This window comes from Pseudomonas sp. zfem003, from assembly GCF_032621675.1.
GTDB lineage: Bacteria > Pseudomonadota > Gammaproteobacteria > Pseudomonadales > Pseudomonadaceae > Metapseudomonas > Metapseudomonas otitidis.
In genome coordinates, this window is the sequence record NZ_JAVYJG010000009.1 from 206,932 (window position 1) to 230,147 (window position 23,216).

The 23,216-nt window shown below is 62.2% G+C and carries 29 protein-coding genes; 24 read left to right on the forward strand and 5 right to left on the reverse strand.

From position 1 onward, the window contains the following. Position 1: 1 nt before the first annotated feature. The gene (locus RTK35_RS22190; RefSeq protein WP_044401600.1) at positions 2 to 1,528 is read right to left on the reverse strand and encodes an inactive transglutaminase family protein; all 1,527 of its coding nucleotides are present in this window, start codon (positions 1,526 to 1,528) and stop codon (positions 2 to 4) included. A gap of 5 nt (positions 1,529 to 1,533) precedes the next feature. Then, positions 1,534 to 2,073 (reverse strand): ATP-dependent zinc protease, encoded by a 540-nt coding sequence (locus tag RTK35_RS22195; RefSeq protein ID WP_044401603.1) that lies wholly within the window; start codon positions 2,071 to 2,073, stop codon positions 1,534 to 1,536. A gap of 297 nt (positions 2,074 to 2,370) precedes the next feature. Between RTK35_RS22195 and RTK35_RS22200 the strand changes: the two genes are divergently transcribed. The 5 genes from RTK35_RS22200 (at position 2,371) to prpF (ending at position 9,181) form a co-directional block, all read left to right on the forward strand. Beyond that, positions 2,371 to 3,108 (forward strand): GntR family transcriptional regulator, encoded by a 738-nt coding sequence (locus tag RTK35_RS22200; protein ID WP_316909002.1) that lies wholly within the window; start codon positions 2,371 to 2,373, stop codon positions 3,106 to 3,108. Further along, a complete protein-coding gene (gene prpB / locus RTK35_RS22205) occupies positions 3,105 to 3,992 on the forward strand; it encodes a methylisocitrate lyase (protein WP_044401609.1) in 888 nt (295 codons plus the stop codon). Before RTK35_RS22200 ends, prpB begins: the two co-directional genes overlap by 4 nt. A 122-nt stretch (positions 3,993 to 4,114) precedes the next feature. Beyond that, positions 4,115 to 5,275, forward strand: coding sequence for a 2-methylcitrate synthase (gene prpC / locus RTK35_RS22210; protein ID WP_074968784.1), 1,161 nt, complete (start codon positions 4,115 to 4,117; stop codon positions 5,273 to 5,275). Between the two features lie 14 nt (positions 5,276 to 5,289). Continuing rightward, entirely contained in the window at positions 5,290 to 7,899 is a 2,610-nt protein-coding gene (gene acnD, locus RTK35_RS22215; protein WP_316909088.1) for a Fe/S-dependent 2-methylisocitrate dehydratase AcnD, read from the forward strand. Positions 7,900 to 7,993: 94 nt separating this feature from the next. Next, complete coding sequence (gene prpF, locus RTK35_RS22220; RefSeq protein WP_316909003.1) at positions 7,994 to 9,181, forward strand: 2-methylaconitate cis-trans isomerase PrpF; 1,188 nt, start codon at positions 7,994 to 7,996, stop codon at positions 9,179 to 9,181. A 5-nt stretch (positions 9,182 to 9,186) separates the two neighbouring features. Here prpF and RTK35_RS22225 read toward each other — a convergent pair whose 3' ends face one another. Then, complete coding sequence (locus RTK35_RS22225) at positions 9,187 to 9,816, reverse strand: LysE family translocator (protein WP_044401621.1); 630 nt, start codon at positions 9,814 to 9,816, stop codon at positions 9,187 to 9,189. A 17-nt stretch (positions 9,817 to 9,833) separates the two neighbouring features. After that, positions 9,834 to 10,652: a pyruvate, water dikinase regulatory protein gene (locus RTK35_RS22230; RefSeq protein WP_044401624.1), complete on the reverse strand. Its 819-nt coding sequence runs from the start codon at positions 10,650 to 10,652 to the stop codon at positions 9,834 to 9,836. Positions 10,653 to 12,414: 1,762 nt separating this feature from the next. On the opposite strand from RTK35_RS22230, the gene RTK35_RS22235 reads away from it, so the two are divergent. The 5 genes from RTK35_RS22235 to RTK35_RS22255 all read left to right on the forward strand — a co-directional run bounded on the left by RTK35_RS22235 (position 12,415) and on the right by RTK35_RS22255 (position 15,159). Continuing rightward, the gene (locus RTK35_RS22235) at positions 12,415 to 12,603 is read left to right on the forward strand and encodes a hypothetical protein (protein ID WP_316909004.1); all 189 of its coding nucleotides are present in this window, start codon (positions 12,415 to 12,417) and stop codon (positions 12,601 to 12,603) included. Between the two features lie 151 nt (positions 12,604 to 12,754). After that, positions 12,755 to 12,979, forward strand: coding sequence for a hypothetical protein (locus RTK35_RS22240; protein ID WP_316909005.1), 225 nt, complete (start codon positions 12,755 to 12,757; stop codon positions 12,977 to 12,979). Positions 12,980 to 13,081: 102 nt separating this feature from the next. After that, on the forward strand, positions 13,082 to 13,693 hold the full coding sequence (locus RTK35_RS22245) for an antirestriction protein ArdA (protein WP_316909006.1): 612 nt from the start codon (positions 13,082 to 13,084) through the stop codon (positions 13,691 to 13,693). Between the two features lie 246 nt (positions 13,694 to 13,939). Continuing rightward, positions 13,940 to 14,416: a hypothetical protein gene (locus RTK35_RS22250; RefSeq protein ID WP_316909007.1), complete on the forward strand. Its 477-nt coding sequence runs from the start codon at positions 13,940 to 13,942 to the stop codon at positions 14,414 to 14,416. A 158-nt stretch (positions 14,417 to 14,574) separates the two neighbouring features. Further along, complete coding sequence (locus RTK35_RS22255) at positions 14,575 to 15,159, forward strand: hypothetical protein (RefSeq protein WP_316909008.1); 585 nt, start codon at positions 14,575 to 14,577, stop codon at positions 15,157 to 15,159. Positions 15,160 to 15,164: 5 nt separating this feature from the next. Here RTK35_RS22255 and RTK35_RS22260 read toward each other — a convergent pair whose 3' ends face one another. Next, positions 15,165 to 15,323, reverse strand: a complete 159-nt coding sequence (locus RTK35_RS22260) for a hypothetical protein (RefSeq protein ID WP_165672901.1) — start codon at positions 15,321 to 15,323, stop codon at positions 15,165 to 15,167. A gap of 46 nt (positions 15,324 to 15,369) precedes the next feature. On the opposite strand from RTK35_RS22260, the gene RTK35_RS22265 reads away from it, so the two are divergent. The 14 genes from RTK35_RS22265 to RTK35_RS22330 all read left to right on the forward strand — a co-directional run bounded on the left by RTK35_RS22265 (position 15,370) and on the right by RTK35_RS22330 (position 23,107). Then, positions 15,370 to 15,609 carry a hypothetical protein gene (locus RTK35_RS22265; RefSeq protein WP_316909009.1) on the forward strand — a complete coding sequence of 80 codons (240 nt, stop codon included), beginning with the start codon at positions 15,370 to 15,372 and terminating at the stop codon, positions 15,607 to 15,609. Beyond that, complete coding sequence (locus tag RTK35_RS22270) at positions 15,606 to 16,427, forward strand: Bro-N domain-containing protein (protein WP_316909010.1); 822 nt, start codon at positions 15,606 to 15,608, stop codon at positions 16,425 to 16,427. Before RTK35_RS22265 ends, RTK35_RS22270 begins: the two co-directional genes overlap by 4 nt. Positions 16,428 to 16,533: 106 nt before the next feature. Beyond that, positions 16,534 to 19,209, forward strand: a complete 2,676-nt coding sequence (locus tag RTK35_RS22275) for a DNA-directed RNA polymerase (protein WP_316909011.1) — start codon at positions 16,534 to 16,536, stop codon at positions 19,207 to 19,209. Positions 19,210 to 19,221: 12 nt separating this feature from the next. Then, positions 19,222 to 19,401 (forward strand): hypothetical protein, encoded by a 180-nt coding sequence (locus RTK35_RS22280; protein ID WP_316909012.1) that lies wholly within the window; start codon positions 19,222 to 19,224, stop codon positions 19,399 to 19,401. 9 nt (positions 19,402 to 19,410) lie between these two features. Next, positions 19,411 to 19,539 carry a hypothetical protein gene (locus RTK35_RS22285; protein WP_316909013.1) on the forward strand — a complete coding sequence of 43 codons (129 nt, stop codon included), beginning with the start codon at positions 19,411 to 19,413 and terminating at the stop codon, positions 19,537 to 19,539. After that, entirely contained in the window at positions 19,536 to 19,832 is a 297-nt protein-coding gene (locus tag RTK35_RS22290) for a hypothetical protein (RefSeq protein ID WP_316909014.1), read from the forward strand. Before RTK35_RS22285 ends, RTK35_RS22290 begins: the two co-directional genes overlap by 4 nt. After that, on the forward strand, positions 19,832 to 20,839 hold the full coding sequence (locus tag RTK35_RS22295; protein WP_316909015.1) for a hypothetical protein: 1,008 nt from the start codon (positions 19,832 to 19,834) through the stop codon (positions 20,837 to 20,839). The genes RTK35_RS22290 and RTK35_RS22295 overlap by 1 nt, the downstream gene beginning before the upstream one ends. A 326-nt stretch (positions 20,840 to 21,165) precedes the next feature. Further along, positions 21,166 to 21,426 (forward strand): hypothetical protein, encoded by a 261-nt coding sequence (locus tag RTK35_RS22300; RefSeq protein ID WP_165668075.1) that lies wholly within the window; start codon positions 21,166 to 21,168, stop codon positions 21,424 to 21,426. Next, complete coding sequence (locus RTK35_RS22305) at positions 21,419 to 21,622, forward strand: hypothetical protein (protein WP_316909016.1); 204 nt, start codon at positions 21,419 to 21,421, stop codon at positions 21,620 to 21,622. The genes RTK35_RS22300 and RTK35_RS22305 overlap by 8 nt, the downstream gene beginning before the upstream one ends. Beyond that, positions 21,615 to 22,283 (forward strand): hypothetical protein, encoded by a 669-nt coding sequence (locus tag RTK35_RS22310; protein WP_316909017.1) that lies wholly within the window; start codon positions 21,615 to 21,617, stop codon positions 22,281 to 22,283. The genes RTK35_RS22305 and RTK35_RS22310 overlap by 8 nt, the downstream gene beginning before the upstream one ends. Beyond that, complete coding sequence (locus RTK35_RS22315; protein WP_316909018.1) at positions 22,280 to 22,447, forward strand: host cell RNA polymerase inhibitor; 168 nt, start codon at positions 22,280 to 22,282, stop codon at positions 22,445 to 22,447. The genes RTK35_RS22310 and RTK35_RS22315 overlap by 4 nt, the downstream gene beginning before the upstream one ends. Beyond that, the gene (locus RTK35_RS22320; protein ID WP_165668079.1) at positions 22,444 to 22,596 is read left to right on the forward strand and encodes a hypothetical protein; all 153 of its coding nucleotides are present in this window, start codon (positions 22,444 to 22,446) and stop codon (positions 22,594 to 22,596) included. Before RTK35_RS22315 ends, RTK35_RS22320 begins: the two co-directional genes overlap by 4 nt. Then, positions 22,596 to 22,730 carry a hypothetical protein gene (locus RTK35_RS22325; protein WP_316909020.1) on the forward strand — a complete coding sequence of 45 codons (135 nt, stop codon included), beginning with the start codon at positions 22,596 to 22,598 and terminating at the stop codon, positions 22,728 to 22,730. Before RTK35_RS22320 ends, RTK35_RS22325 begins: the two co-directional genes overlap by 1 nt. Then, on the forward strand, positions 22,730 to 23,107 hold the full coding sequence (locus RTK35_RS22330; protein ID WP_316909021.1) for a hypothetical protein: 378 nt from the start codon (positions 22,730 to 22,732) through the stop codon (positions 23,105 to 23,107). The genes RTK35_RS22325 and RTK35_RS22330 overlap by 1 nt, the downstream gene beginning before the upstream one ends. Positions 23,108 to 23,216 lie beyond the last annotated feature (109 nt).

The window sequence follows — 23,216 nt, forward strand, 5'->3', positions numbered from 1 at the left end:
CTCAGTCCTTCACGAAGGCTTTGAAGCGGAACAGTTCGGTCAGGCGGTAGCCGCGGTAGCGACCCATCGCCAGCATGAAGCCCACCAGGATCAGCAGCACCGCCGGGAAGGTGAAGATGAAGTAGGTCAGCTCCGGCACGGTCATCAGCAGGTGCGCCAGGGTGGCGGCGAACAGCGTACCGATGGCGACCTTGAAGGCATGGCCGCCGCCGCGCTCTTCCCAAGTGATGGACAGGCGCTCGATGGTCATGGTCAGGATCACCATCGGGAACAGGGCGACGGACAGGCCGCGCTCCAGGCCGAGCTTGTGGCTGAGCAGGCTGATCACCGCGATGAGGATCACCACGAACGTCAGTACCACCGACAGGCGCGGCAGCATCTGCAGCTTGAGGTGCTCCAGGTAGGAGCGCAGCGACAGCCCCAGCGCCGTGATGATGGTGAACAGGGCGATGCCGAAGCCCAGCTGGGTCTCGCGGAAGGCCAGGGCGATCAGCACCGGGGTGAAGGTGCCGAGGGTCTGCAGGCCACCTAGGTTGCGCAGGATGAGGATCACCAGCACGCCGATCGGGATCATGATCATGATCTGGTAGGTCTGCTGGGTCTGCAGCGGCAGGCCGTACAGGGAGTATTCGAGGAAGTCGGCGTCGGTGTTCTCGTCAGTCAGCTTGGCCAGGCGGATGGCGTTCATCTCGCTGTTGTTCAGGCTGAAGGTCACCTGGGCCTTCTTGCCGCCGTCGACGGTGATCAGCGGCTCGTCGCCGGTCCACCACACCAGGCGGTCACCCGGCAGGCCCTGCTGGCCGGTCTCGGGGTTGAAGTAGAGCCAGCTCTCGCCGTTGAAGCTGCGCAGCCAGAGCTCGGGGCTCTGCGGCTGGTCGGCGGCCAGGCGGATGGTGTGCACGCGCTCCATCGGGACGTGGGCGATGGACAGCAGCAGTTCGATGACCTTGGCCTTGTTCGGCGTGCCGGCATCGCCGCCGAGCAGCAGCTTGACGTTGTCATCGTTGACGTTGTTGACGCGCTTGATGGTCTCGCTGATGAAGGTCTCGACGTCCGCCGAGTGCTGGCGGATGGGCGCCAGCAGGGCTTCGGCGGCGATCTTCTCGGCGCCTTCCACCGGGATGCTGTCGCGGAAGATCGGCCCCTTGTCCTTGGGCTTCTCTCCGCTGTAGCGCTTGGTCAGCACCAGGCGGTAGTAGAGCGTCTGGTTGCCACTGGCACGGCGGGCGGACCAGGTCACCTTGCGGTTGCCGTCCACGCGGTTGATGCTCACGCCGTAGTTGTTGGAGATGAAGCTCTCGTTGAGGCTGACGTAGTCCCGGTTCAGCGGCGGCACGAACATCTGCACCTTGATCGGGTCGCGCGGGCTGGCTTGGAATTCGACCTTGGCGTCGATGTTCCAGAGGTCGTCGGTCTCATCCTCGGTGATCGGGATGCCCTGAATGAAGATCTGGTAGGCCGTTATCAGAACGCCCAAGGTCACCAGCAGGGTGATGAGGACTTTCAGATGCAGGGTAAGAGAGCGCATGTGAGTTACTCGGCAGCGTTTGCGTCAGTGGCACAGCCGGGTTGGCCGGCAGCGTATTTAAGGCTCGGGTCGACCAGTGCATCGAAGCGCTTGAGTGCCTCGGAACCGATCAGGAGCGGGTATTGGAAAGCGCTTCGGTCGGTGAGGTTCACTTCGATCCGCCGCAGGGCGCCGCCCATGCACACGTCCAGCTCGATGACCGGGCGTGCGGTGTAACGGTTGTCGTCTTCCTCGGGGTCGTAGTCGCCGGCACGCCGCTTGATCTTGCTGATGCGCGCCAGGGGGCGCTCGATCGGGTGGGCGTGGGCGTCGTCGATAGCCAGGTAGAAGCGTACCCACGACTCTCCGTTCTTCTTGAAGCGCTTGATGTCGCGGGCGCTGAGGGAGGCGGTCTTGGCCCCGGTGTCCAGCTTGGCGGCGATCACCAGGTCAAGGTCGGAAAGGCGGGCGTATTCGTTCAGACCGTAGACGGTCTTGCCGTTGGCGAGGCTGAGGCCCGGCAGGCTCGCCAGGCACAGGAGCAGGGCTAGTGGCTTGTAAGTCATGGGTCCTTGGATGCGGTTCGGGATCCTGATGCCCGGCGCAAGGACCATGGCCCCGGCGTCTGGCGAAAGAGTCTAGCAAGCAAAACGGTGGCGCCTCGCCAGGCGCATGAGGCGCGCATTCTAGCATGTGGGTTTTCTGCGGCGACAGACGGCCCACGCGCTTTGTGAAGGCGGTGGCGCCTTTATATGAATTTTTCGCGACACTCGACCATTGTCGACAATGTTGGTCTTTGGTTTGACAGTAAATGGCCTTGGGCGTACTTTTCGGCCCATCTGAAATTGAATGTGTCGACAATCATGACTGCCACCCTGGAAACTCCCCTGGCTGTGACCGAAGACTCGGAAACCCTCTCCGAGCACGTCTTCCGTCGTATCCAGGCCGCCATCATCCGGGGCGAGATTGCGCCGGGCAGCAAGATCTCCGAGCCGGAGCTGGCGCGTACCTATGGCATCAGCCGCGGCCCGCTGCGCGAGGCCATCCACCGCCTGGAAGGGCAGAAGCTGCTAGTGCGCGTGCCCCATGTCGGCGCGCGGGTGGTGTCGCTGAGCCCCACCGAGCTGATCGAACTGTACGAGATCCGCGAGTCCCTCGAAGGCATGGCCTGCCGCCTGGCTGCCGAGCGTATGACTCAGGCGGAGATCGACGAACTGCGCCGGGTGCTGGATACCCATGAGCGCGACGAGGCCTTCCAGGCCGGGCGTGGCTACTACCAGCAGGAAGGCGACTTCGACTTCCACTACCGGATCATCCAGGGCAGCGGCAACCAGACCCTGACCCGCATGCTCTGCGGCGAGCTGTACCAGCTGGTGCGCATGTACCGCATCCAGTTCTCCGCCACGCCGAACCGCCCGCGCCAGGCCTTTGCCGAACACCACCGCATTCTCGATGCCATCGCCGACCGAGACGGCGAGCTGGCCGAGCTGCTGATGCGCCGTCACATCGGCGCCTCCAAGCGAAACATCGAGCGCCACTTCGGCTCCCAGAACGGGCAGGACGCGCTCGCCAACCCCTCCCACACCCGAGGTGATTCATGACCCAGCTCTCCGCCGGCCAGCGTTTCCGCCAGGCCCTTGCCGAAGAAAGCCCGCTGCAGGTGATCGGTGCGATCAACGCCAACCATGCGCTGCTGGCCAAGCGTGCCGGTTTCCGTGCCATCTACCTCTCCGGTGGTGGCGTGGCGGCCGGCTCCCTGGGCCTGCCGGACCTGGGCATCAACACCCTGGACGACGTGCTCACCGACGTGCGCCGCATCACCGATGTCTGTGACCTGCCGCTGCTGGTGGACATCGACACCGGCTTCGGCCCGAGCGCCTTCAACATCGAGCGCACGGTGAAGAGCCTGATCAAGGCCGGCGCTGCTGCGGCGCACATCGAGGACCAGGTCGGCGCCAAGCGCTGCGGCCACCGACCGGGCAAGGAGATCGTTTCCTGCGAGGAAATGGTCGACCGCGTGCGTGCCGCCGCTGACGCCCGGACCGATCCGGACTTCTTCCTCATCGCCCGCACCGATGCCATCCAGGCCGAGGGCGTGGACGCCGCCATCGAGCGCTGCAAGCGCTACGTGGAGGCCGGTGCCGACGGCATCTTCGCCGAGGCCGCCTACGACCTGCCCACCTACGCGCGTTTCGTCAAGGAACTGAACGTGCCGGTGCTGGCCAACATCACCGAGTTCGGCGCCACCCCGCTGTTCACCCGTGACGAGCTGGCCTCGGTTGGCGTGGCCATCCAGCTCTACCCGCTGTCGGCCTTCCGCGCGGCGAACAAGGCGGCGGAAACCGTGTACACCGCCATTCGCCAGAGCGGCCATCAGAAGGATGTGATCGAGCTGATGCAGACCCGTGCGGAGCTCTACGACCGCATCGGCTACCACGCCTTCGAGCAGAAGCTCGACGCGCTGTTCGCCGCCGGCAAGAAGTAGAGCCAGCAAGGTAGGGTGGGCTTCAGCCCACCGTGTCAGCGCTGTTGGTGGGCTGAAACCGATCGCCGCCCGGCCCACCCTGCTCAGCGCGCAACAGAACAAAAAGACTCGAGGAGATACCGATGAGCACCACCGAAACCACCACTCCGGGCTTCAAGCCGAAGAAATCCGTGGCCCTTTCCGGCACCGCCGCCGGCAACACCGCCCTGTGCACCGTTGGCCGTACCGGCAACGACCTGCACTACCGGGGCTACGACGTGCTGGATTTCGCCAACCGCTGCGAGTTCGAAGAGATCGCCCACCTGCTGGTCCACGGCAAGCTGCCCAATGTCGCCGAGCTGGCCGGCTACAAGGCCAAGCTGAAGGCCCTGCGCGGCCTGCCCGCTGGCGTCAAGGCCGCGCTGGAGCAGCTGCCGCCTTCCGCCCACCCGATGGACGTGATGCGCACCGCCGTCTCCGTGCTGGGCTGCCTGTCGCCGGAGAAGGACGACCACAACCACCCCGGCGCCCGCGACATCGCCGACAAGCTGATGGCCTCCCTGGGTTCCGCGCTGCTGTACTGGTACCACTACAGCCACAACGGCAAGCGCATCGAGGTGGAGACCGACGACGACTCCATCGGCGGCCACTTCCTGCACCTGCTGCATGGCGAGAAGCCCCGCGAATCCTGGGTGCGCGCCATGCACACCTCGCTGAACCTGTACGCCGAGCACGAGTTCAACGCCTCCACCTTCACCTCGCGGGTGATCGCCGGCACCGGCTCGGACATGTACTCCTGCATCGCCGGCGCCATCGGCGCCCTGCGCGGGCCCAAGCATGGCGGCGCCAACGAGGTGGCCTTCGAAGTGCAGAAGCGCTACGACAGCCCGGATGAGGCCGAGGCCGACATCCGCGCCCGTGTCGAGAAGAAGGAAGTGATCATCGGCTTCGGCCACCCGGTCTACACCGTCTCCGATCCGCGCAACAAGGTGATCAAGGAAGTGGCCCGCGAGCTCTCCGTGGAGCAGGGCAACACCAAGATGTTCGACATCGCCGAGCGCCTGGAAAGCACCATGTGGGAAATCAAGAAGATGTTCCCCAACCTCGATTGGTTCAGCGCCGTCAGCTACCACATGATGGGCGTGCCCACCGCCATGTTCACCCCGCTGTTCGTGATCGCCCGCACCTCGGGCTGGTCCAGCCACGTCATCGAACAGCGCATCGACGGCAAGATCATCCGCCCGAGCGCCAACTACACAGGCCCCGAAGACCTGAAGTTCGTGCCGCTCAAGGACCGTAAATAACAATGACCACGACCGTGAACAGCCAATACCGCAAGCGCTTGCCCGGCACCGCGCTGGATTACTTCGACGCCCGCGAGGCGGTCGAGGCGATCCAGGCCGGCGCCTGGGACAAGCTCCCCTACACCTCCCGCGTGCTGGCCGAGCAGCTGGTGCGCCGCTGCGAGCCCGCCGACCTGACCGCATCGCTGGAGCAGCTGGTCCATCGTAAGCGCGACCTGGACTTCCCCTGGTACCCGGCGCGGGTGGTCTGCCACGACATCCTCGGGCAGACCGCGCTGGTGGACCTGGCCGGCCTGCGTGATGCCATCGCCGAGCAGGGCGGGGACCCGTCCAAGGTCAACCCGGTGGTGCCGACCCAGTTGATCGTCGACCACTCCCTGGCCGTCGAGGCCCCGGGCTTCGACCCGGACGCCTTCGAGAAGAATCGCGCCATCGAGGACCGTCGCAACGAGGACCGCTTCCACTTCATCGAGTGGACCAAGACCGCGTTCAAGAACGTCGACGTGATCCCTGCCGGGAACGGGATCATGCACCAGATCAACCTGGAGAAGATGAGCCCGGTGATCCAGGCGCGAGGCGGCATCGCCTTCCCCGACACCTGTGTCGGCACCGACTCGCACACGCCGCACGTAGACGCCCTGGGCGTGATCGCCATCGGCGTCGGCGGCCTGGAAGCCGAGACCGTGATGCTCGGCCACCCGTCGATGATGCGCCTGCCCGACATTGTCGGTGTCGAGCTGACCGGCAAGCGTCAGCCCGGCATCACCGCCACCGACATCGTCCTGGCCTTGACCGAGTTCCTGCGCAAGGAGCGTGTGGTGGGTGCCTACGTCGAATTCTTCGGCGAGGGGGCGGACAGCCTGTCCATCGGCGACCGCGCGACCATTTCCAACATGTGCCCGGAATACGGCGCCACCGCCGCGATGTTCTATATCGACGAGCAGACCATCGACTACCTCAAGCTCACCGGCCGCGAGCCCGAGCAGGTGGCGCTGGTGGAGCACTACGCCAAGACCCTGGGGCTGTGGGGCAGTGCACTGAAGACCGCCGAGTACGAGCGCGTGCTGAGCTTCGACCTGGGCAGCGTGGTGCGCAACATGGCCGGCCCGTCCAACCCGCACCGTCGCCTGCCCACCTCTGCGCTGGCCGAGCGCGGCATCGCCGACGAGGCCAAGCTGCAGGCCGGTCGTGACGAAGAGGCGAAGGGCCTGATGCCCGATGGCGCGGTGATCATCGCTGCCATCACCAGCTGCACCAACACCTCCAACCCGCGCAACGTGATCGCCGCCGGCCTGGTGGCGAAGAAGGCCAATGCCCTCGGCCTGGTGCGCAAGCCCTGGGTGAAGACCTCCTTCGCACCGGGCTCCAAGGTCGCCAAGCTGTACCTGGAGGAAGCCGGGCTGCTGCCGGAGCTGGAGAAGCTCGGCTTCGGCATCGTCGCCTACGCCTGCACCACCTGTAACGGCATGTCCGGCGCATTGGACTCGGTGATCCAGAAGGAGATCATCGACCGTGACCTGTACGCCACCGCCGTGCTCTCGGGCAACCGCAACTTCGACGGGCGCATCCACCCCTACGCCAAGCAGGCCTTCCTCGCCTCGCCGCCGCTGGTGGTAGCCTATGCCATCGCCGGCACCGTGCGTTTCGACATCGAGCAGGACCCGCTGGGCACCGATGCCCAGGGCAACCCGGTCACGCTGAAGGACCTGTGGCCGAGCGACGAGGAGATCGACGCCATCGTCGCCGCCTCGGTGAAGCCCGAGCAGTTCAAGCAGATCTACATCCCGATGTTCGACCTGGGCAGCGTGCAGGAGGCGCAAAGCCCGCTGTACGACTGGCGTCCGATGTCCACCTACATCCGTCGTCCCCCGTACTGGGAGGGCGCGTTGGCCGGCGAGCGCACGCTCAAGGGCATGCGGCCGCTGGCGATCCTGCCGGACAACATCACCACCGACCACCTGTCGCCGTCCAACGCCATCCTGGCGGACTCGGCCGCCGGCGAGTACCTGGCGAAAATGGGCCTGCCGGAGGAGGACTTCAACTCCTACGCCACCCACCGTGGCGACCATCTGACGGCCCAGCGCGCCACCTTCGCCAACCCGCAGCTGGTCAACGAGATGGCCGTGGTCGACGGGCAGGTGAAGAAGGGCTCGCTGGCCCGCGTGGAGCCGGAAGGCCAGGTGATGCGCATGTGGGAAGCCATCGAGACCTACATGAACCGCAAGCAGAACCTGATCATCGTCGCCGGTGCCGACTACGGCCAGGGCTCGTCCCGCGACTGGGCGGCCAAGGGCGTGCGCCTGGCGGGTGTGGAAGTGATCGTGGCCGAGGGCTTCGAGCGCATCCACCGCACCAACCTGGTGGGCATGGGCGTGCTGCCGGTGGAGTTCAAGCCGGGCACCACGCGCCTGACCCTGGGCCTGGACGGCACCGAGACCTACGACGTCGAAGGCGACATTTCGCCGCGCTGCGACCTGACCCTGGTGGTCAATCGCCGCAACGGCGAGGTGGTGCGGGTGCCGGTGACCTGCCGCCTGGACACCGCCGCCGACGTCAGCGTGTACAAGGCCGGTGGCGTGCTGCAGCGCTTTGCCAGGGACTTCCTCAAGGGCGAGGTCGCCTGACTGCGCAGGGTGGAGGGCCCTTTTTCCCTCCACCCTGCGGCTCATTGAAGGCTCAGCCCGGCTGACATCCGGGCCATTTCTCAGGACTGCACTCATGGCTCATCTGCCGCAAGTGAAAATCCCCGCCACCTACATCCGTGGCGGCACCAGCAAGGGCGTGTTCTTCCGCCTGCAGGACCTGCCCGAGGCCTGCCAGGTGCCGGGCGAGGCCCGTGACCGGCTGTTCATGCGGGTGATCGGCAGCCCCGATCCCTACGCCGCGCACATCGACGGCATGGGCGGCGCCACGTCCAGCACCAGCAAATGCGTGATCCTGTCGAAAAGCAGCCAGCCCGGGCACGATGTCGACTACCTCTACGGGCAGGTCTCCATCGACAAGGCCTTCGTCGACTGGAGCGGCAACTGCGGCAATTTGTCTACCGCTGCGGGCGCCTTCGCCATTCATGCCGGGCTGGTCGACCCATCGCGCATTCCGGACAACGGCACCTGCGTGGTGCGCATCTGGCAGGCCAATATCCAGAAAACCATCATCGCCCACGTACCGGTCACCAACGGCCAGGTGCAGGAAACCGGCGACTTCGAGCTGGATGGGGTGACCTTCCCGGCGGCGGAGATCGTGCTGGAATTCCTCGATCCGTCGGATGACGGGGAGGAGGGCGGTTCGATGTTCCCCACCGGCAACCTGGTGGATGAGCTGGACGTGCCGGGCGTTGGCACCTTGAAGGCGACCCTGATCACCGCCGGCATTCCCACGGTGTTCGTCAACGCCGAGGACATCGGCTACACCGGCACCGAGCTGCGCGAGGCCATCAATGGCGACCCCGAGGCGCTGGCGCGCTTCGAGAAGATCCGCGTCGCCGGTGCGCTGCGCATGGGGCTGATCAAGTCCCCCGAAGAGGCGCTGACCCGCCAGCACACGCCGAAGGTGGCGTTCGTCGCGCCGCCTAGGGACTACCAGGCTTCCAGCGGCAAGACGGTGAAGGCCGACGAGATCGACCTGCTGGTGCGGGCGCTGTCCATGGGCAAGCTGCACCACGCGATGATGGGCACGGCGGCGGTCGCCATCGGCGCTGCGGCGGCCATCCCCGGCACCCTGGTGAACCTGGCGGCCGGTGGTGGCGAGCGCACGGCGGTACGTTTCGGACACCCTTCGGGCACCCTGCGCGTGGGCGCCGAAGCCCGGCAGGTGGACGGCCAGTGGCAGGTGACCAAGGCGATCATGAGCCGCAGCGCGCGGATATTGATGGAAGGATGGGTACGGGTGCCGGGCGACAGTTTCTGAGTCGCTCAGTGCTGGCTGGTACCCAGCAACAGGCCGCCGGCGCCGACAAAGAAGGCGCCGGTGGTTCGGTTGAGGTTGCGCACGCCGCGGGCGCTGCGAATCAGGCGGCGAATCTGCAGGCCGAACAGTGCATAGAGCAACGAAGCCGCATATTCGGCCAGCAGATAGGTCGTGCCCAGGTAGAGAAACTGTTCGGCGGCCGGCTGATCGGGGCGGATGAATTGCGGGAAGATCGCTGCGAACAGCAGGATGGCCTTGGGATTGCTGATGCCGATGAGAAACTCTTGGCGCATCGCCAGCCACAAGGTGCGTCTTGATTGCGTCGGGCTTTGCTGTTCGTCCAGGGCGAAGGCGCGGCTACGCCAGGCGCTGACGCCCAGGTAGAGCAGGTAGGCGGCGCCGACCCATTTGACCGCGCTGAACAGCTGTTCGGAGGCCATCAGCATGGCGCCGAGGCCGACCGCCGAAATGAGCAGGAAGAAGGCGAACGCAATCACTCGCCCCGTGGTGGCCAGTACGGCGGTCGCCATGCCGTGGCGGATGCCGTTGTTCATCGCGCAGAAGTTGTTGGGGCCCGGCGTGATCGCGATCAGCAGCGCGATCGGGGCGAACAGCAGGGCATCGTTGAGGGTCATGACGGGCTCGTGACCGATTACTTGAGGCGGCGCTCAACGCCTTTTTCCACCAGGATCTTGGCGGAAATCTCCTCCACCGAGAAATGGGTGGAGTTGATGTAGGCGATGTTTTCCCGGCGGAACAGGTTTTCCACCTCCCGCACCTCAAACTCGCACTGGGCGAAGCTCGCGTAGCGGCTGTTGGGCTTGCGTTCGTTGCGGATGGCGGTGAGGCGGTCGGGGTCGATGGTCAGGCCGAACAGCTTGTGCTTGTAGGGGCGCAGGGCATTGGGAAGCTGCAGGCGCTCCATGTCCTCTTCGGTCAGCGGGTAGTTGGCCGCGCGGATGCCGTACTGCATCGCCATGTACAGGCAGGTGGGCGTTTTGCCGCAGCGCGACACGCCGACCAGGATCAGGTCGGCCTTGTCGTAGTAGTGGGTGCGGGCGCCGTCGTCGTTGTCCAGCGCGAAGTTCACCGCCTCGATGCGCTCCATGTAGTTGGAGTTGTGGGCGATGGAGTGGGACTTGCCCACGGAGTACGAGGAATGGGAGGTGAGCTCCTGTTCCAGCGGCGCGAGGAAGGTCGAGAAGATGTCGATCATGAAGCCGTTGGAGGTCGCGAGAATTTCCCGGATCTCCTTGTTCACGATGGTGTCGAAGATAATCGGTCGCGCCCCGTCTGCCTCGGCAGCCTTGTTGATTTGCTGTACCATGGCGCGCGCTTTTTCCACGCTGTCGATGTAGGGCCGCGTGAGCTTTGCGAACGTGATGGTTTCGAACTGCGCCAGCAGGCTCTGTCCGAGGGTTTCAGCGGTAATGCCGGTACCGTCGGAGATGAAAAAAGCGGTTCGTTTCATGCGCCAAAGGCCTTAAGTCGGGAACGATTCTTGGCTATCATAGGTCCGTTTTGCTGGCCTGAAGCCGGCCTGCATTGTGACTCATTTTTCCGGCACCATGCCAGAACGCGGCGGAACCGCTCCGCCCAGCTATTCCAACAGATAGTGGAGAGATCACCTTGGTCTACTCAGGGTTGGCGCACGCCCAGTATACAAGGGCCTCCCAGCACTCCGCATCTCCAGCTTCTAACACTCTTCTAACAGTGTTCTAACACTTCGCGCCCCGCATTCAGGAGTTCGTTGACACTCCACTCCTGAATGCCCAGGGAGGCAACTCTCAGCCCTCAGAGACACTTCCAGTTCACCTAAGGTGGTCCTGCCCTCATTGGTCCTGTGGTCGCCATGTAGGGCTCCTCAGGGGCCTTTAAGAATCTGGGAGAAAAATCTGAGAGCCCATCTCATTAGGAGCGCCCTCGGGACTCCCCCCGTACCCCATGGCATCCCAGGCACCCATAAGGACCCCATGCGCCCCTGCGCGCGATAAGGACCCCAGGGATCAACGCCTAACCCATTGATTCCTAAGGGCTTCTTACGGTTCTAACACTGGGTAGACCCATGGGGACTATGGGCCTCGGGTGGCTCAAGGCGGGCTTAGGGAGGGCTTAGGGAGGGCCAAGGTGGCCCAGTGCGCCTATGGCTGTCCCTATCTGTAGGCGCTCCCTAAGCCCTCTCACTGCTTCCCATTGGCCACCTAAGGGCATCCGCAGCCCTCTACCTAAGGTCCGACCAGTAGCAGCCACCTAAGGCGACTTAGGGTATTTAGGGTTATCTCAGGAATATTCGATTTAGGGTGTTGACTTAAACCCTAAGTTCGATATTATGGCGCCACTCCAGACGGACAGGGACCAACCTCCCAGAAGCTGGAAGCGCTCTTTAACACTTCAGGAATCACTAAGGCTTAAAGCCTTGAGTTAACAGGGTCTGCACTGGGCCTTGGTCTCTACGCCTCGCAAAGCGGGCACATTAGGGACTGACATACAGGCAGGCCGACGAACCGAAGGTAAGACCGGCAGGCACTTAGGGTTAACTTAGGGAATATCTTGAAAGACTTAGGGATTTCGGTAAGATGAGCAGCAAGTCAGGCAGCGATGCCTCGGGGTAACCCGGAACGCTCTTTAACAATTCGGATAGTGACAACGTAATGCACACCTACAGCGATGATTCATTAGGTGTTGCGCCTTGAGGCCTGAGCAGAGGTCATGAGTAGGGGCTTAGGGCGCAACCCAATGTAATGCAACGCAATGGGAAGGTAATGCAATGACCAAGCGTATTCACCAGAAGCTCGCCTTGAGTCTGAGGGTAGCTCGTGAGTGCAGTCGGGCGAGTTGGCAGGAGCCTAAAAAGGACCGCAAGGAATACAAGCGTATCAGTCGTGAAGCTATGAGGGACGCACGGGAGTGGAGCGCCTTACTTCAGGCGATTCGGAAGGGAGATGCGTCATGAGGAGGCAGCCAGACATAACCTGGCGCGAGGTCCGCTGGGCACGGGAACACGACTGGTTTATCAGCTCACATGCCCTGAATGGGACAAATGGGCTCTACAGGATCGTAGCTCGTGATGCGTCGAGCACGATGGGCATCCGCTACTTCGAGAACTTCAGGGAGCTTCGGGCCTGGGCTGGGTATTGAGTGATTCAAGTCGAGCGCCTTCAGGGTAGGGCGCTCCGCTGGATTCACAGCAACACCAATGCAACGTAAAGCAACGCAACGTAAAGGAGCATCACATGCAACTCGCAAAGCACCTGCAAGCGGCCAGGAGGCGTCAGTACGCCCTGAGTTTGACCAATGAGCGCCAGATTCAGCTCGGGCAGTCGTTCAATCAGCGCGCCAAGTTCGCGGTATGGGACAGAAGGACGGACCTCGGGGAAACCGTCTGGCCGGCAATGGGTGAGCTGAGGAGGGCTGCGCAATGAAGGCATACACGTTTGAATGCCGCAATGCGAATGGCATCGCCTATGTTGCACCTCTCCGGGGGTTCAATCGGCTCCAGGCGGCTGCTCGGATGCGGGAAGCCAAGGACGTCTTCACGGGTTGCACGGACTGGAAGCTGAGGAGGGCCGAGCAATGAGCCGCGTCTATCACTCGCTATGCATCCTTGAGGAAGGCGTATGGTTCATTCACTTCGGGGACTACGACAAGAACGTGGTCAAGGGTGAACAGGACTACATGGTTGAGAGTGGAACGCCCAGGAGGAGAACCCAGGTGCTGACCACAGGGGACACACAGGCCGCCGTCGAGCAGGCTGTGGAAGAGCTGAACAGAAGACGTACGCAAACCTTCAGTAAGTGACACAAGTCGAGACCCTGCGCCGCTCTGCGGGGTCTCCGCTGGTTTCACCGTAACACCAATGCAACGCAAAGAAACGCAATGTAAATGTGAGGTTATAACGTGATGAGAATGTACGTGGCCTGTCTTGCCAGCTACAACAACGGGGTCCTGCACGGCGAATGGTTCGACCTTGAGGACTTCGAGGACGCCGTGGACCTTCAGGAAGCAATCGCAGAGAAGGTCCTGATGACCAGCCCGCATCCTAACGTGACCGTAGAGTGCCCGCATTGCGAGACTGGGCGCCGAGGCTATGGAGTCGCTCAGGGTGGCAACTTCACGGGCTTCTACTCGTGCAGCCATTGCGACGGTTACGGGAACCACCCAAGCGCCGAAGAGTGGGCCGCCCATGATTGGGACGGTGAGGGTCTATCGGAATTCGGCGAATACCCGGACCTTGAAGAAGTCCTTGAGCACGTCCGCTTGGTCTCCGAGCACGGTGGCGCATGGGTGGCGTTCAAGTCCTACTTTGGTGCGGATGCGACCGAACAGAACTTCGAGGACGCTTACCGGGGAGAGTACGACTCTTTCGAGGTCTTCGTGGAGGAGTGGTGCCAAGAAATCTACGGCTGGAAAGGCGACGAGGCTTTTTACAGTTGGATCGACTGGGAACGGGCCGGGCGTGATCTTGAGCAAGACTTCACATTCACGGACGGCCATGTCTTCTACAGCCACTGATGATCTTCACGTATGATTCACGGAATGTGAAACAAGTCGAGCCCTTAGGCTAACTGAGGGCTCCGCTGGTTTCACCCAATGCAACGCAATGTAAATCAACGGAACGCAACGCAATGAACCACCAACTCAGGAGGCGTAGCCCTCACGTCCCCGCAAGAAGCACCTGACGCGCCCGAGTGAGCCCTTCACTTGGGCTTACTTGTGGCCATCAGAACGATGAATCCCATGCAGATAGGAGCATGTTTCGTGGCCACTTTGCCCTTTGATCCAGAGCTGGATATCGGTGAACTCCTGAAGGAAATGGAGAGTATCCCGGTAGATGCTGCTGTCCCCTATTCGGAGGACTTCAAGCGCTTGGTTCAAAGTGGGAAAGCCTGGGGCCCTCAGGCCTCGGCGGAATCGAAGTTGGCCACACGCCTATTTTATGCGGGCTGGACTACGCAACAGATCGACCAAGTTGGTCTGAAGTCCAAGAACGTCGAGAACTTTCGACGGAAGCATAAGCACCTCGTCCAGGCTCGCCCTGGGCGTCCCCCTAAGTTGCCGAACTCAGTAGCAGAGCAACTTAACGCAATACCCAAATCCAATGCGGACTTCGCGAAAGAGCTTGAGGAAACCCGCCGCGCCCTTGAACAGACAATCGAGACGGCGCAAGCCGAACTCAAGGTCGTCAACGAGGCCCTGGAACTCTTCAACAAACTCTTAAATTCGCGAGGAACCTGAATGCATGTATTGACTCATGCGGGCGTAGCTATTCCGTCCGTGGACAAGTACCACCCTGCGCTTAAGGAACACATTCCGACGATCAAGGAGATGGGCGAGGCCGCCGAGGCCCGCAACGGACTCACCTGGGTGATCTTGTGGACGGCCCCGATGCATGGATGGCCAGCCTTGACGCTGTGGTCTCCGAATACTCGGTTCGCGGGCCACGCCAGGGCCTAATGCACCGTCAGGTCTCCGGCGTCTACTCGATTCCCTTCCTGCACCCCGACTACTGCGAAAAGCTCCTCACGGAGATTGCCGCAATGTCCTTCGAGGTGAACCCGGACGAGGACGCCGAGGTGCAAATCCCCGAGATCACTTTGGGCGACAACTGCCCGACCCTGCATAGCTGCCTTCACGGGCTCTTCAACAACGTCGTGAACCCGCTGACCCGCGTGCTGTACCAGTTGGAGCAGACTCGCATGACGAGCATCCAGTTCGCCCAGTACCGCCCGGACAACACCGCGCACGGCAATTGGCACCACGACCGGGATTCGGATATCACGCTGGTGGTCGCACTCAGCGACTTCCACAAGGGAGGCGGGACGATGGTCAAGCCGCAGGGGCTGGGAGAGCCATTCGTGGTCCCTCAGTTGCCCCAGGGCCACGCCATGCTGTTCCAAGGTAGCCGAACGCTACACAAGGGAATGCCGGTCGCCGAGGGCTCTCGGAACCTGCTGGTCTTCTGGAGCGAGTTGAAGTGAGGAGGTTACTCTTCCTCGTCGCCGCCCTGGAGTTCTTCATCCTGGCGCTTAGCGGCAGCCTCGAAGTCCGACACCAGATCGGCACTAAGCGGGGGAACCGGCGCGCCCTCGGGGATAGCGAATCGGGCAAGGCCGGAGGGTTCATCAGTCTCGTGCTGAGCCATGGGCCCTCCTATCAATCAACGTAATGAAACGTAAGGGGATCATACAGTGCCCAGCAACGCAACTTCCATCAAGTCCATCAAATTCTACTGCCAAGTCCCCAAGATCATCGGAGGCCAGCTCCAGGGCAACGAGATCAAAGCCACCTTCATCCAGGGCAATGAGGACCAGCGCCTTTCCTACCGGGTGGACAATGGGGCTGTGGGGCTGCTGTTCATCACCCACGGGGATGTTTCCTTCGTTTACAAGCTTAACGACATCTTGGGCCGTATCGAGGTGACAGCATGAAATTTGAGAAGAGAAACTTCATGGGCATCGAGTTAGATGTCCTCGTGGGGCACCCGGAGCATGACCTACTGTTCGTGGCTACTCAGGTGGCCCGAGCGGCTGGCCTGAAGAATCCGAGCGATGCGGCCTGGTCTGCCAGTTCTCTCAAGGATTTCGGAGAGGTGCTCCGTATTGGGAACGTAGCCTCCGAAATTATCGGAGGGTTGCCGGCGAGTCCCAGCGGAAGGGCTTACCCTCAGGTGACCTCACTGTTCTCCGAACCACAGGTTTACACGATGCTCCTCCGTGGGCATTCCCCACAGTCTGAGCCCTTCCGCAAGTGGGTGACCGAAGAGGTCCTGCCGTCGATCCGCAAGACCGGCAAGTACAACGCTGAAGAGTCCTCCAACCCGATTGCCGTAGCGATCATGGACGAACTGAAGTCCCTCCGTGGTGAAATCGCAGAGCTGCGCCAAGAGCTGCAAGCCAAGACCTTCACCCTCGCGACTCCTGCTGTAGAGCCAAGTCCCTACGAGGGCCAGCCTGGAGTCGCACTCTGCGATCCTGCCGGCTTCAATTCGCGCCTTTACCGTGAGTTGGGCGAAGAGATCATCCCACGCCCTGCCGTGGACCGACTGGAGAGCCGCGTGGTTCTGCACATTGAGGTCGAGCTGGGCAAGAAGTGGGACGCCGAGGACGGTCGCAAGCTGAAGGACCATGTGTCCCGAGAGCGCCGCAAATGGCGTGTGTACCCGAAAGACTGGCTCGTGGCCAACCTGACCCGACAGCTCTACATCTCCGCGCTCCAAGCCGTGATTGCTGAAAAACTCAGCGCCTAATCGCAAAAACCCTCACTTAAAGGACCCAGGGGTTTCCTGAGAGAAATCTCCCAAGTCCTCTCTTAGTTCCTCTTCCAGATATTTAGGACATTAGGATTAATTTCTGATGCGATCACTGCTGCCCGAAAAACACGATTTCAGTGACATAAGGGAATCGCCTGAAGCATTCACCACGCTCGCAAGGCTGTTCGGTGAAGACCTCGCGGTACAACAACTTGCCCTCGAACACGAGGCCTATGAACTGGGCGAGGCGCGCTTCGTAAAGAACCTTGAGCGCGCTATTGAGTCTGGCGACTTCGCCGACAGCCAACCCGCAAAACCCCTCCTCGACGCCCTGGTCCCCAGGTTCATCAACCGATACAACGAATGGCTTGAACACCAGAACACCAAGGTGCGCCGCAAGCATGTGGCCATCGAAGAGTTCCGCAAGCTGAAGCCTGAAGTCGCCGCCGTGGCGACCATCAAACGAATCCTCAGCCTTCTCGCCGTGGCGGGCACTGGGGTCTCCGTGCAGCGGGTCGCCATTGGCCTTGGCCAGACCATCGAAGACGAAATGCGCTTCGGCCGCATCCGGGAACAGGAGGTCGAGCACTACAAGCGCTTCGTGAAGCCTGCCTTGGATAAGCGCAACGGCCAGCTCTACAAGAAGGAGTACCTGAAGGCCGTCGAGCAGCGAATGCTGGAGGCTGGCGAACTGAAGACCGATTGGGTCTCCTGGGAGCGCGACGAGGCCGAACCGGAGAACGACAGGCGCTTCCAAGTGGGCATCAAGCTCATGGAAATCCTGATCGAGTCCACCGAACTGATCGTGGTCCGCAGGGACAACGCAGGCAACGCCAAGAAGGACCAAGAGACCGTAGAGCTGCACCCCGAGTGGGTCCAGAAGCTCGGTGAGCGGGCCTTCAGCCTTGCAGGCATCGCCCCTGTGTATCAGCCCTGTGTCGTCCCCCCGAAGAAGTGGACGGGCGTCAAAGGTGGTGGCTACTGGGCCCGAGGCCGGAAGCCGCTGAACTTCATCAGGGTCCGCAGCAAGCGCGCCCTGGAGCGCTACCGCGACGTGCATATGCCTGTGGTCTACGAGGCCGTGAACCTCGCCCAGAGCACCGCGTGGAGCGTGAACACCAAGGTCCTTGAGGTCGTCAACGCGCTCGCAGAGTGGCGCAACGTACCCATTGAGGACTTCCCATCCCTGGACAAGGAAGAGCTGCCCCAGCGGCATGAAGGGATGGACGAGGACGAGCAGGTCCTCAAGGCCTGGAAGCGCGAAGCCTCCAAGGTCTACCGCAGGGAGCGCGCCAGGACATCCAGGCGACTCCGCTTCGAGTTCATCGTGGAGCAGGCAAACAAGTTCGCGGAGTACGAGGCCATCTGGTTCCCGTACAACATGGACTGGCGGGGCCGGGTCTACGCGATCCCAGCGTTCAACCCGCAGGGTAACGACATGACCAAGGGCCTCCTCCAGGCCGCCAAGGGCGAGCCGATTGGTGCCCAAGGCCGGAAGTGGCTGGCGATCCACGGTGCCAACACCGCAGGGGTCGATAAGGTCTCCTTCGCGGACCGTCTCCAGTGGGTCGAAGACAACACCGCCCGGATCCTCGAAGTCGCCGCCGATCCCCTCGGTTGCACATGGTGGATGCAACAGGACTCCCCGTTCTGCTTCCTCGCGTTCTGCTTCGAGTGGGCCGGTGTCCAGCAACACGGGGACGCCTGGGTATCAGCACTGCCTGTAGCCTTCGACGGGTCCTGCTCGGGTATCCAGCACTTCAGCGCGATGCTCCGGGATGAGCGGGGCGGAAGGGCGGTCAACTTGGTCCCGAGCCCAACTGTTCAGGACATCTACAAGCTGGTGGCCGACGAGGTGAACCTGCGCCTTCAGGAGGACCTGAAGAGCGGCACCGGGAACACCAAGGACCTGAAGACCAACGAGAAGACCGGCGAGATCACTGAGATCACCGTCCTGGGCACGAAGACCATGGCGGAAGGCTGGACGAAGTACGGCGTGACCCGAAAGGTCACCAAGCGCTCCGTCATGACCCTCCCGTATGGCTCCAAGGAGTACGGATTCAGCGACCAGCTATTGGAGGACATCATCCGCCCAGCCGTGGACAAGGGCGAGGGCACGATGTTCACCGACCCAGGCCAGTACGCGCGGTATCTCGCAAAGCACATCTGGGAATCCGTGAGCGTGGTCGTGGTGGCTTCCGTAGAGGCCATGAACTGGCTCCAGGCTTCCGCGAAGCTGATGGCCACCCCGGTGAAGGACAAGAAGGACAAGAACCTGATCCTGAAGCCGTGCCTCCCGGTGAGCTGGACGACCCCCGATGGCTTCCCGGTCTGGCAGGAATACTTCAAGCCCGTGAAGAGGCGCATCGACCTGATGTTCCTCGGCTCCCACAGGATGGAGGCCACCGTGGTCGTCCGGGACTCGAAAGAGCTGGACGCCAGGAAACAGGAAGCCGGCGTGTCCCCCAACTTCGTCCACTCCCAGGACGGAAGCCACCTCAGGAAAACCGTCGTGACCGCTGCGAACCGCTACGGGATCGACTTCTTCGCCCTCATCCATGACTCCTTCGGGACCATCCCAGCGCGCGCCGAACAGATGTTCAGGGCCGTCAGGGAAACCATGGTCGAGACCTACGAAAACAACGATGTCCTGGCCGAATTCCGCAACGAATTCATGGACCAGCTCCACGAGACCCAACTGGAAAAGATGCCGGCCCTGCCCAAGGCGGGAACGCTGGATATCCGCTTGATCCTCGAATCCGACTTCGCATTTGCATAAGGAACCGCACTCATGACTTTCACCCTGATCCTCTTCCTCTACGCCGGTGTCTGGGCTGATGGCGACTCGATGACCGCCACCAACGTGCCCGGGTTCAAGACCGAGGAAGCCTGTGAGGCTGCCGGCCGTAAGGCTGCCCAGTTGGTGTCGAGCACCAAGAAAGAATCCCGCTTCATCTGCGTTCAACAGTAAGGACACGCCATGAACTTCGAAAAGATGCACAGAAGGACCACCGAACGCCGCAGCTTCGCGGAGCACCAGTCCCTTAAAGCGCGCAAAGGGAAGCTCCACAAGACCCGCCGTGGCCAGCGTGAGGAGTTCTCCGTATGACCAGCACCGTCGAGACCCAATCCGAACAAGGTCAGATCAGCATCCGTGTCGAGTGGTCCCGTCGAGACAAGGTGACCATCCAGTTCGACACCACCCTGACCATCATGGGCGTCCAGCACCGCACCCGCGAGTTAATCGACCGGCGCGCCCTGAAGGCCCTCAAAGGGGCCACGGGGACCGTCGAAGAACGCTGCCGCCTGTTCGCTGACCAGAAGACCCAGGCTGTTTCCACCGCACTCCACAACTCCCTCGCCATGCTCGTCCAGTCCCGCCACGTCAAGGAGACCCACTGATGGCCGTACAAGAAGTGATCCTGAAGACCAATCCCGCCGGCCCGGTGGACTACTCCGAGAAGGCCATCAAGAAGGCCCTGGATGCCTCCTACCTGATCGCTGACACCAAGGTCGATGGCGTGCAGTTGAACCTCGTGGTTGAGCGCGCCTTTGGCACAGCCCACGCAGATTTTCTAAGCCGCGCGGGTAAGTACCTGCCGGCCCTCCAGCGCGCCTGGGAGCTTCAGTTCGTAGATGCCAACCTGGGCAAGCTGCTCGAAGACGACACCTGCATCTACCCGAACGGCTTCATGCTCCAAGCCGAGATCGTCACCCCAGGCCAGCCCGCTGAGGTCACCGCAGGCAATCTTCGCCGCAAGTCGGTCCCGCTGGACCTGAGCAGCATCGAGGTTCACGTCTTTGGCGTGGTGCCCCTGGATGTCGTTGAGTCCGGGGAGGACCACGATGTCACCCACGCGATCATGAAGTACCACGTCGAGGCCATGACGGCGTTGCTCCAGAAGCACGTCCCCCAGATAGCTTGGAAGGTCGTCGAGACCGTGGATGTGTTCACCTACGAAGAACTCCAGCGGGTCTACGGGGTTCGCCGGGAGGAGGGCCAGGAAGGTCTGGTACTCAAGGACCCGCTCGCCATCTGGAAGCGTGGCAAGAAGGTCGGCCAATGGAAGATGAAGCCCGAAGACACCATCGACGGCATCGTGCAGGGGCTCATCTGGGGCACTCCTGGCCTCGGCAACGAAGGCAAGGTGATCGGCTTCGAGGTGCTGCTGGAGGACGGCCATGTGGTGAACGCCTGTGGCCTCACCCAGGCCCAGAAGGACCAATTCACTGGCAAGGTCCATTCCTGCTGCCTGAGCATGGAGCAGAGTGAACGGGAGGCTCTTCGCAACCCCTTCGATGGCTGGGCCGTTGAGGTCTCCTTCATGGAGCGCTTCAAGGACGGCTCCCTGCGGCACCCGAGCTTCAGCCGCTGGCGTGGCATCTCGGACCCGTTGACCAAGGAGTAACTTCAAACCCTGCGCGCCCTGATGGTAACCTTCGGGTCTCACCAGAAGGAGCGCGCCATGGAAGTCACCACAGGAGGATTCATCTTGATCGGCATCGTTACGTTGATCGTAGTGGTGTGCCTCTACGACTCCGACTGGAAACGGAAGCTCCTGAAGCCCCGTTAGTCACTATCCGCAGCTCCACCAAAGGGTCGGCTCTTCACAGGGTCGGCCCTTTTATTTATCTGTTTAGTTAGCGCGCAAAAATTTAGTCCGTCGGTTCTCTCCCGCAAAAACCCTCACTGGTAGCGACACACATCCGCCAACCAGTCCGAAAGGAGAATCGAATGGACTTCTTCCTGCATCACAGCCGTGGTGTCCCCAAGCTCGCCTTCACCATCCGCAGCGACCGCGAAATCCGCTTCGTCAAGAAGGCCCCCTTCAACCTCGCCCTCCAATGCCGCCGCTCCGGCCAGACCTTCCTCGTGACCAAAGGGCTCTGCCAGACCGCGAGCCGCCTGGGCCGTATCCGCCTGCGTCCTTACACCGGCAAATGGCCTGTGTTGGCGCTCCTGTGGGCCCGCTTCAAGGAGGTGATCCGTGGTTGACCATCTCGACATCCTGGGCAAGCCCCTGGAGCCAACTGACAGCGTGGTCTTCTGCCTCGCCGGTAGCTGCAAGCGCATGACCGTGGGCACCGTCACCAGGGTGCTCCCGAAGACCGTCGAGATCAGCTACCAGCTCGATCCTCGCCGGGGCACCGAGTACGTCTTCCGCAGCCCGGAGGATGTTGTCCGTGTCTAAGCCGATCCTCGCCCTCAACAGCATCCGTGGGAAGTCCGGCAAGGACACCCTCATCGAGCACATCGAAGCCAACGGCCTGAAGGTCCACCGCGTGGCCTTTGCAGACACCTTGAAGCGCGCCTGTGCCGAGGTCCTGGCAAACGGCCGGGGAAGCATGGGCCTTGCCCACTCCCTTGAGCGGGACATGCACAGCGCCCGGAAAGACCGCGAGGAGCCCTGGCTGTCTCTGGCGTACATCCCGAAGAGTGAATACAGCGCATGGCTGAATCAGGTCGCGTACCCCGCAGATAAGGACTACTACAAGCCCCGCTCCCTTCGCTGGCACCTCCAGCAGTACGGCACAGGCTTCGTCCGAGGCTACCTGAAGAAGCCGGGCCACTGGCTTGAAAAGGGCTGCCTCGAAGTCCTAAACGGTCAATCCGACCCCTCGGTGGATGTCGTTGTGGTCACCGATATGCGCCTGCCTAACGAATACGAGCGGATGTCCCTGGCCGGGGCCTACCTGATCCGCATCGTCCGCAACTGGCACGTCCCCGAAGTGGACACCGTGCCCTACCACGAATCCGACATCGCCCTCCTGGCCCACGCCTTCGACGCCCTCGTGGTGAACGAATGGGGCCGCCCGGAAGACATGTTCAAGCAAATCGAGAGGTTCCTATGAGCAAGGAAGCACTGCGCCTCTACAAGGCGACCGTAGAAATCAACTTCCAGTCCGAGGAGGTCCCCGTGTGGGCCGAAGACCTCGACACGGCCCTGGAGCAGGCAGAAGCCGAGTACGGCGAGGTGGATCGCATCCGCCCAGCGTTCACCCCGGTGGCCGTATGAAGTGCGGCCTCCTGTTCAACTGGCGCAGCCTCTGGCTCGGCGCCCACTACTCGACCTTCAACAAGCGCGTCTGCATCAACCTGATCCCCTGCGTGACCTTCTGGGTCTGCGGGAAGGGCGGCAACGTGCCTCACAAGGAGTACCGCTGATGACGCAAGACGAAAAGGACCTGCTCTGGCTGCAATGCCTGGAAAACGCAGGCGTAGACAACTGGTCCGGCATTGATCACGCCCGCGATGAATACCGCGAGGCCCTGAAAGAGCTGGGCGAGGAGGAGGACTGATGCGCCGCGCCCAAGGTAAACCCCGTGCCAAGCCTGATGGCTACCTGCACCTTCAGAACTTCGCTGTGACCAAGGCATCGGGCCTGGCCGGCGCCCTGTTCAACCACCTGATGGAGCCCCGTCAGAGGCGCATCGTTGAGGCCGCTTTGCTGGAACTCGCCCAGAAGCAGGACCTGACGACCCATCCGCGCCCTGTGGCGGTCTTCACCGAGGCTCATGACTGCTATCGGTTCGACAAGGACTTCCTCGCCACCGCTTTCAAGCCGGTCGTCTACGGCACCTATCGCCTCATCCGGCGCAACGCCTCGGAGCAGATGTCCATCGCGATCAACCGCGAGTACCTGCAAACCGAGAAAGCCAAGGTCCGCTGGCCGTGAGCTGGGGACCCGCCGTCCTCGGGCTCTGTGTGGCCCTCGTGATCTTCATGGTCTGGCTGGACGAGCCCAAAAACCCTCACTGATAGCGACACCTCGCAAACCCAAACTC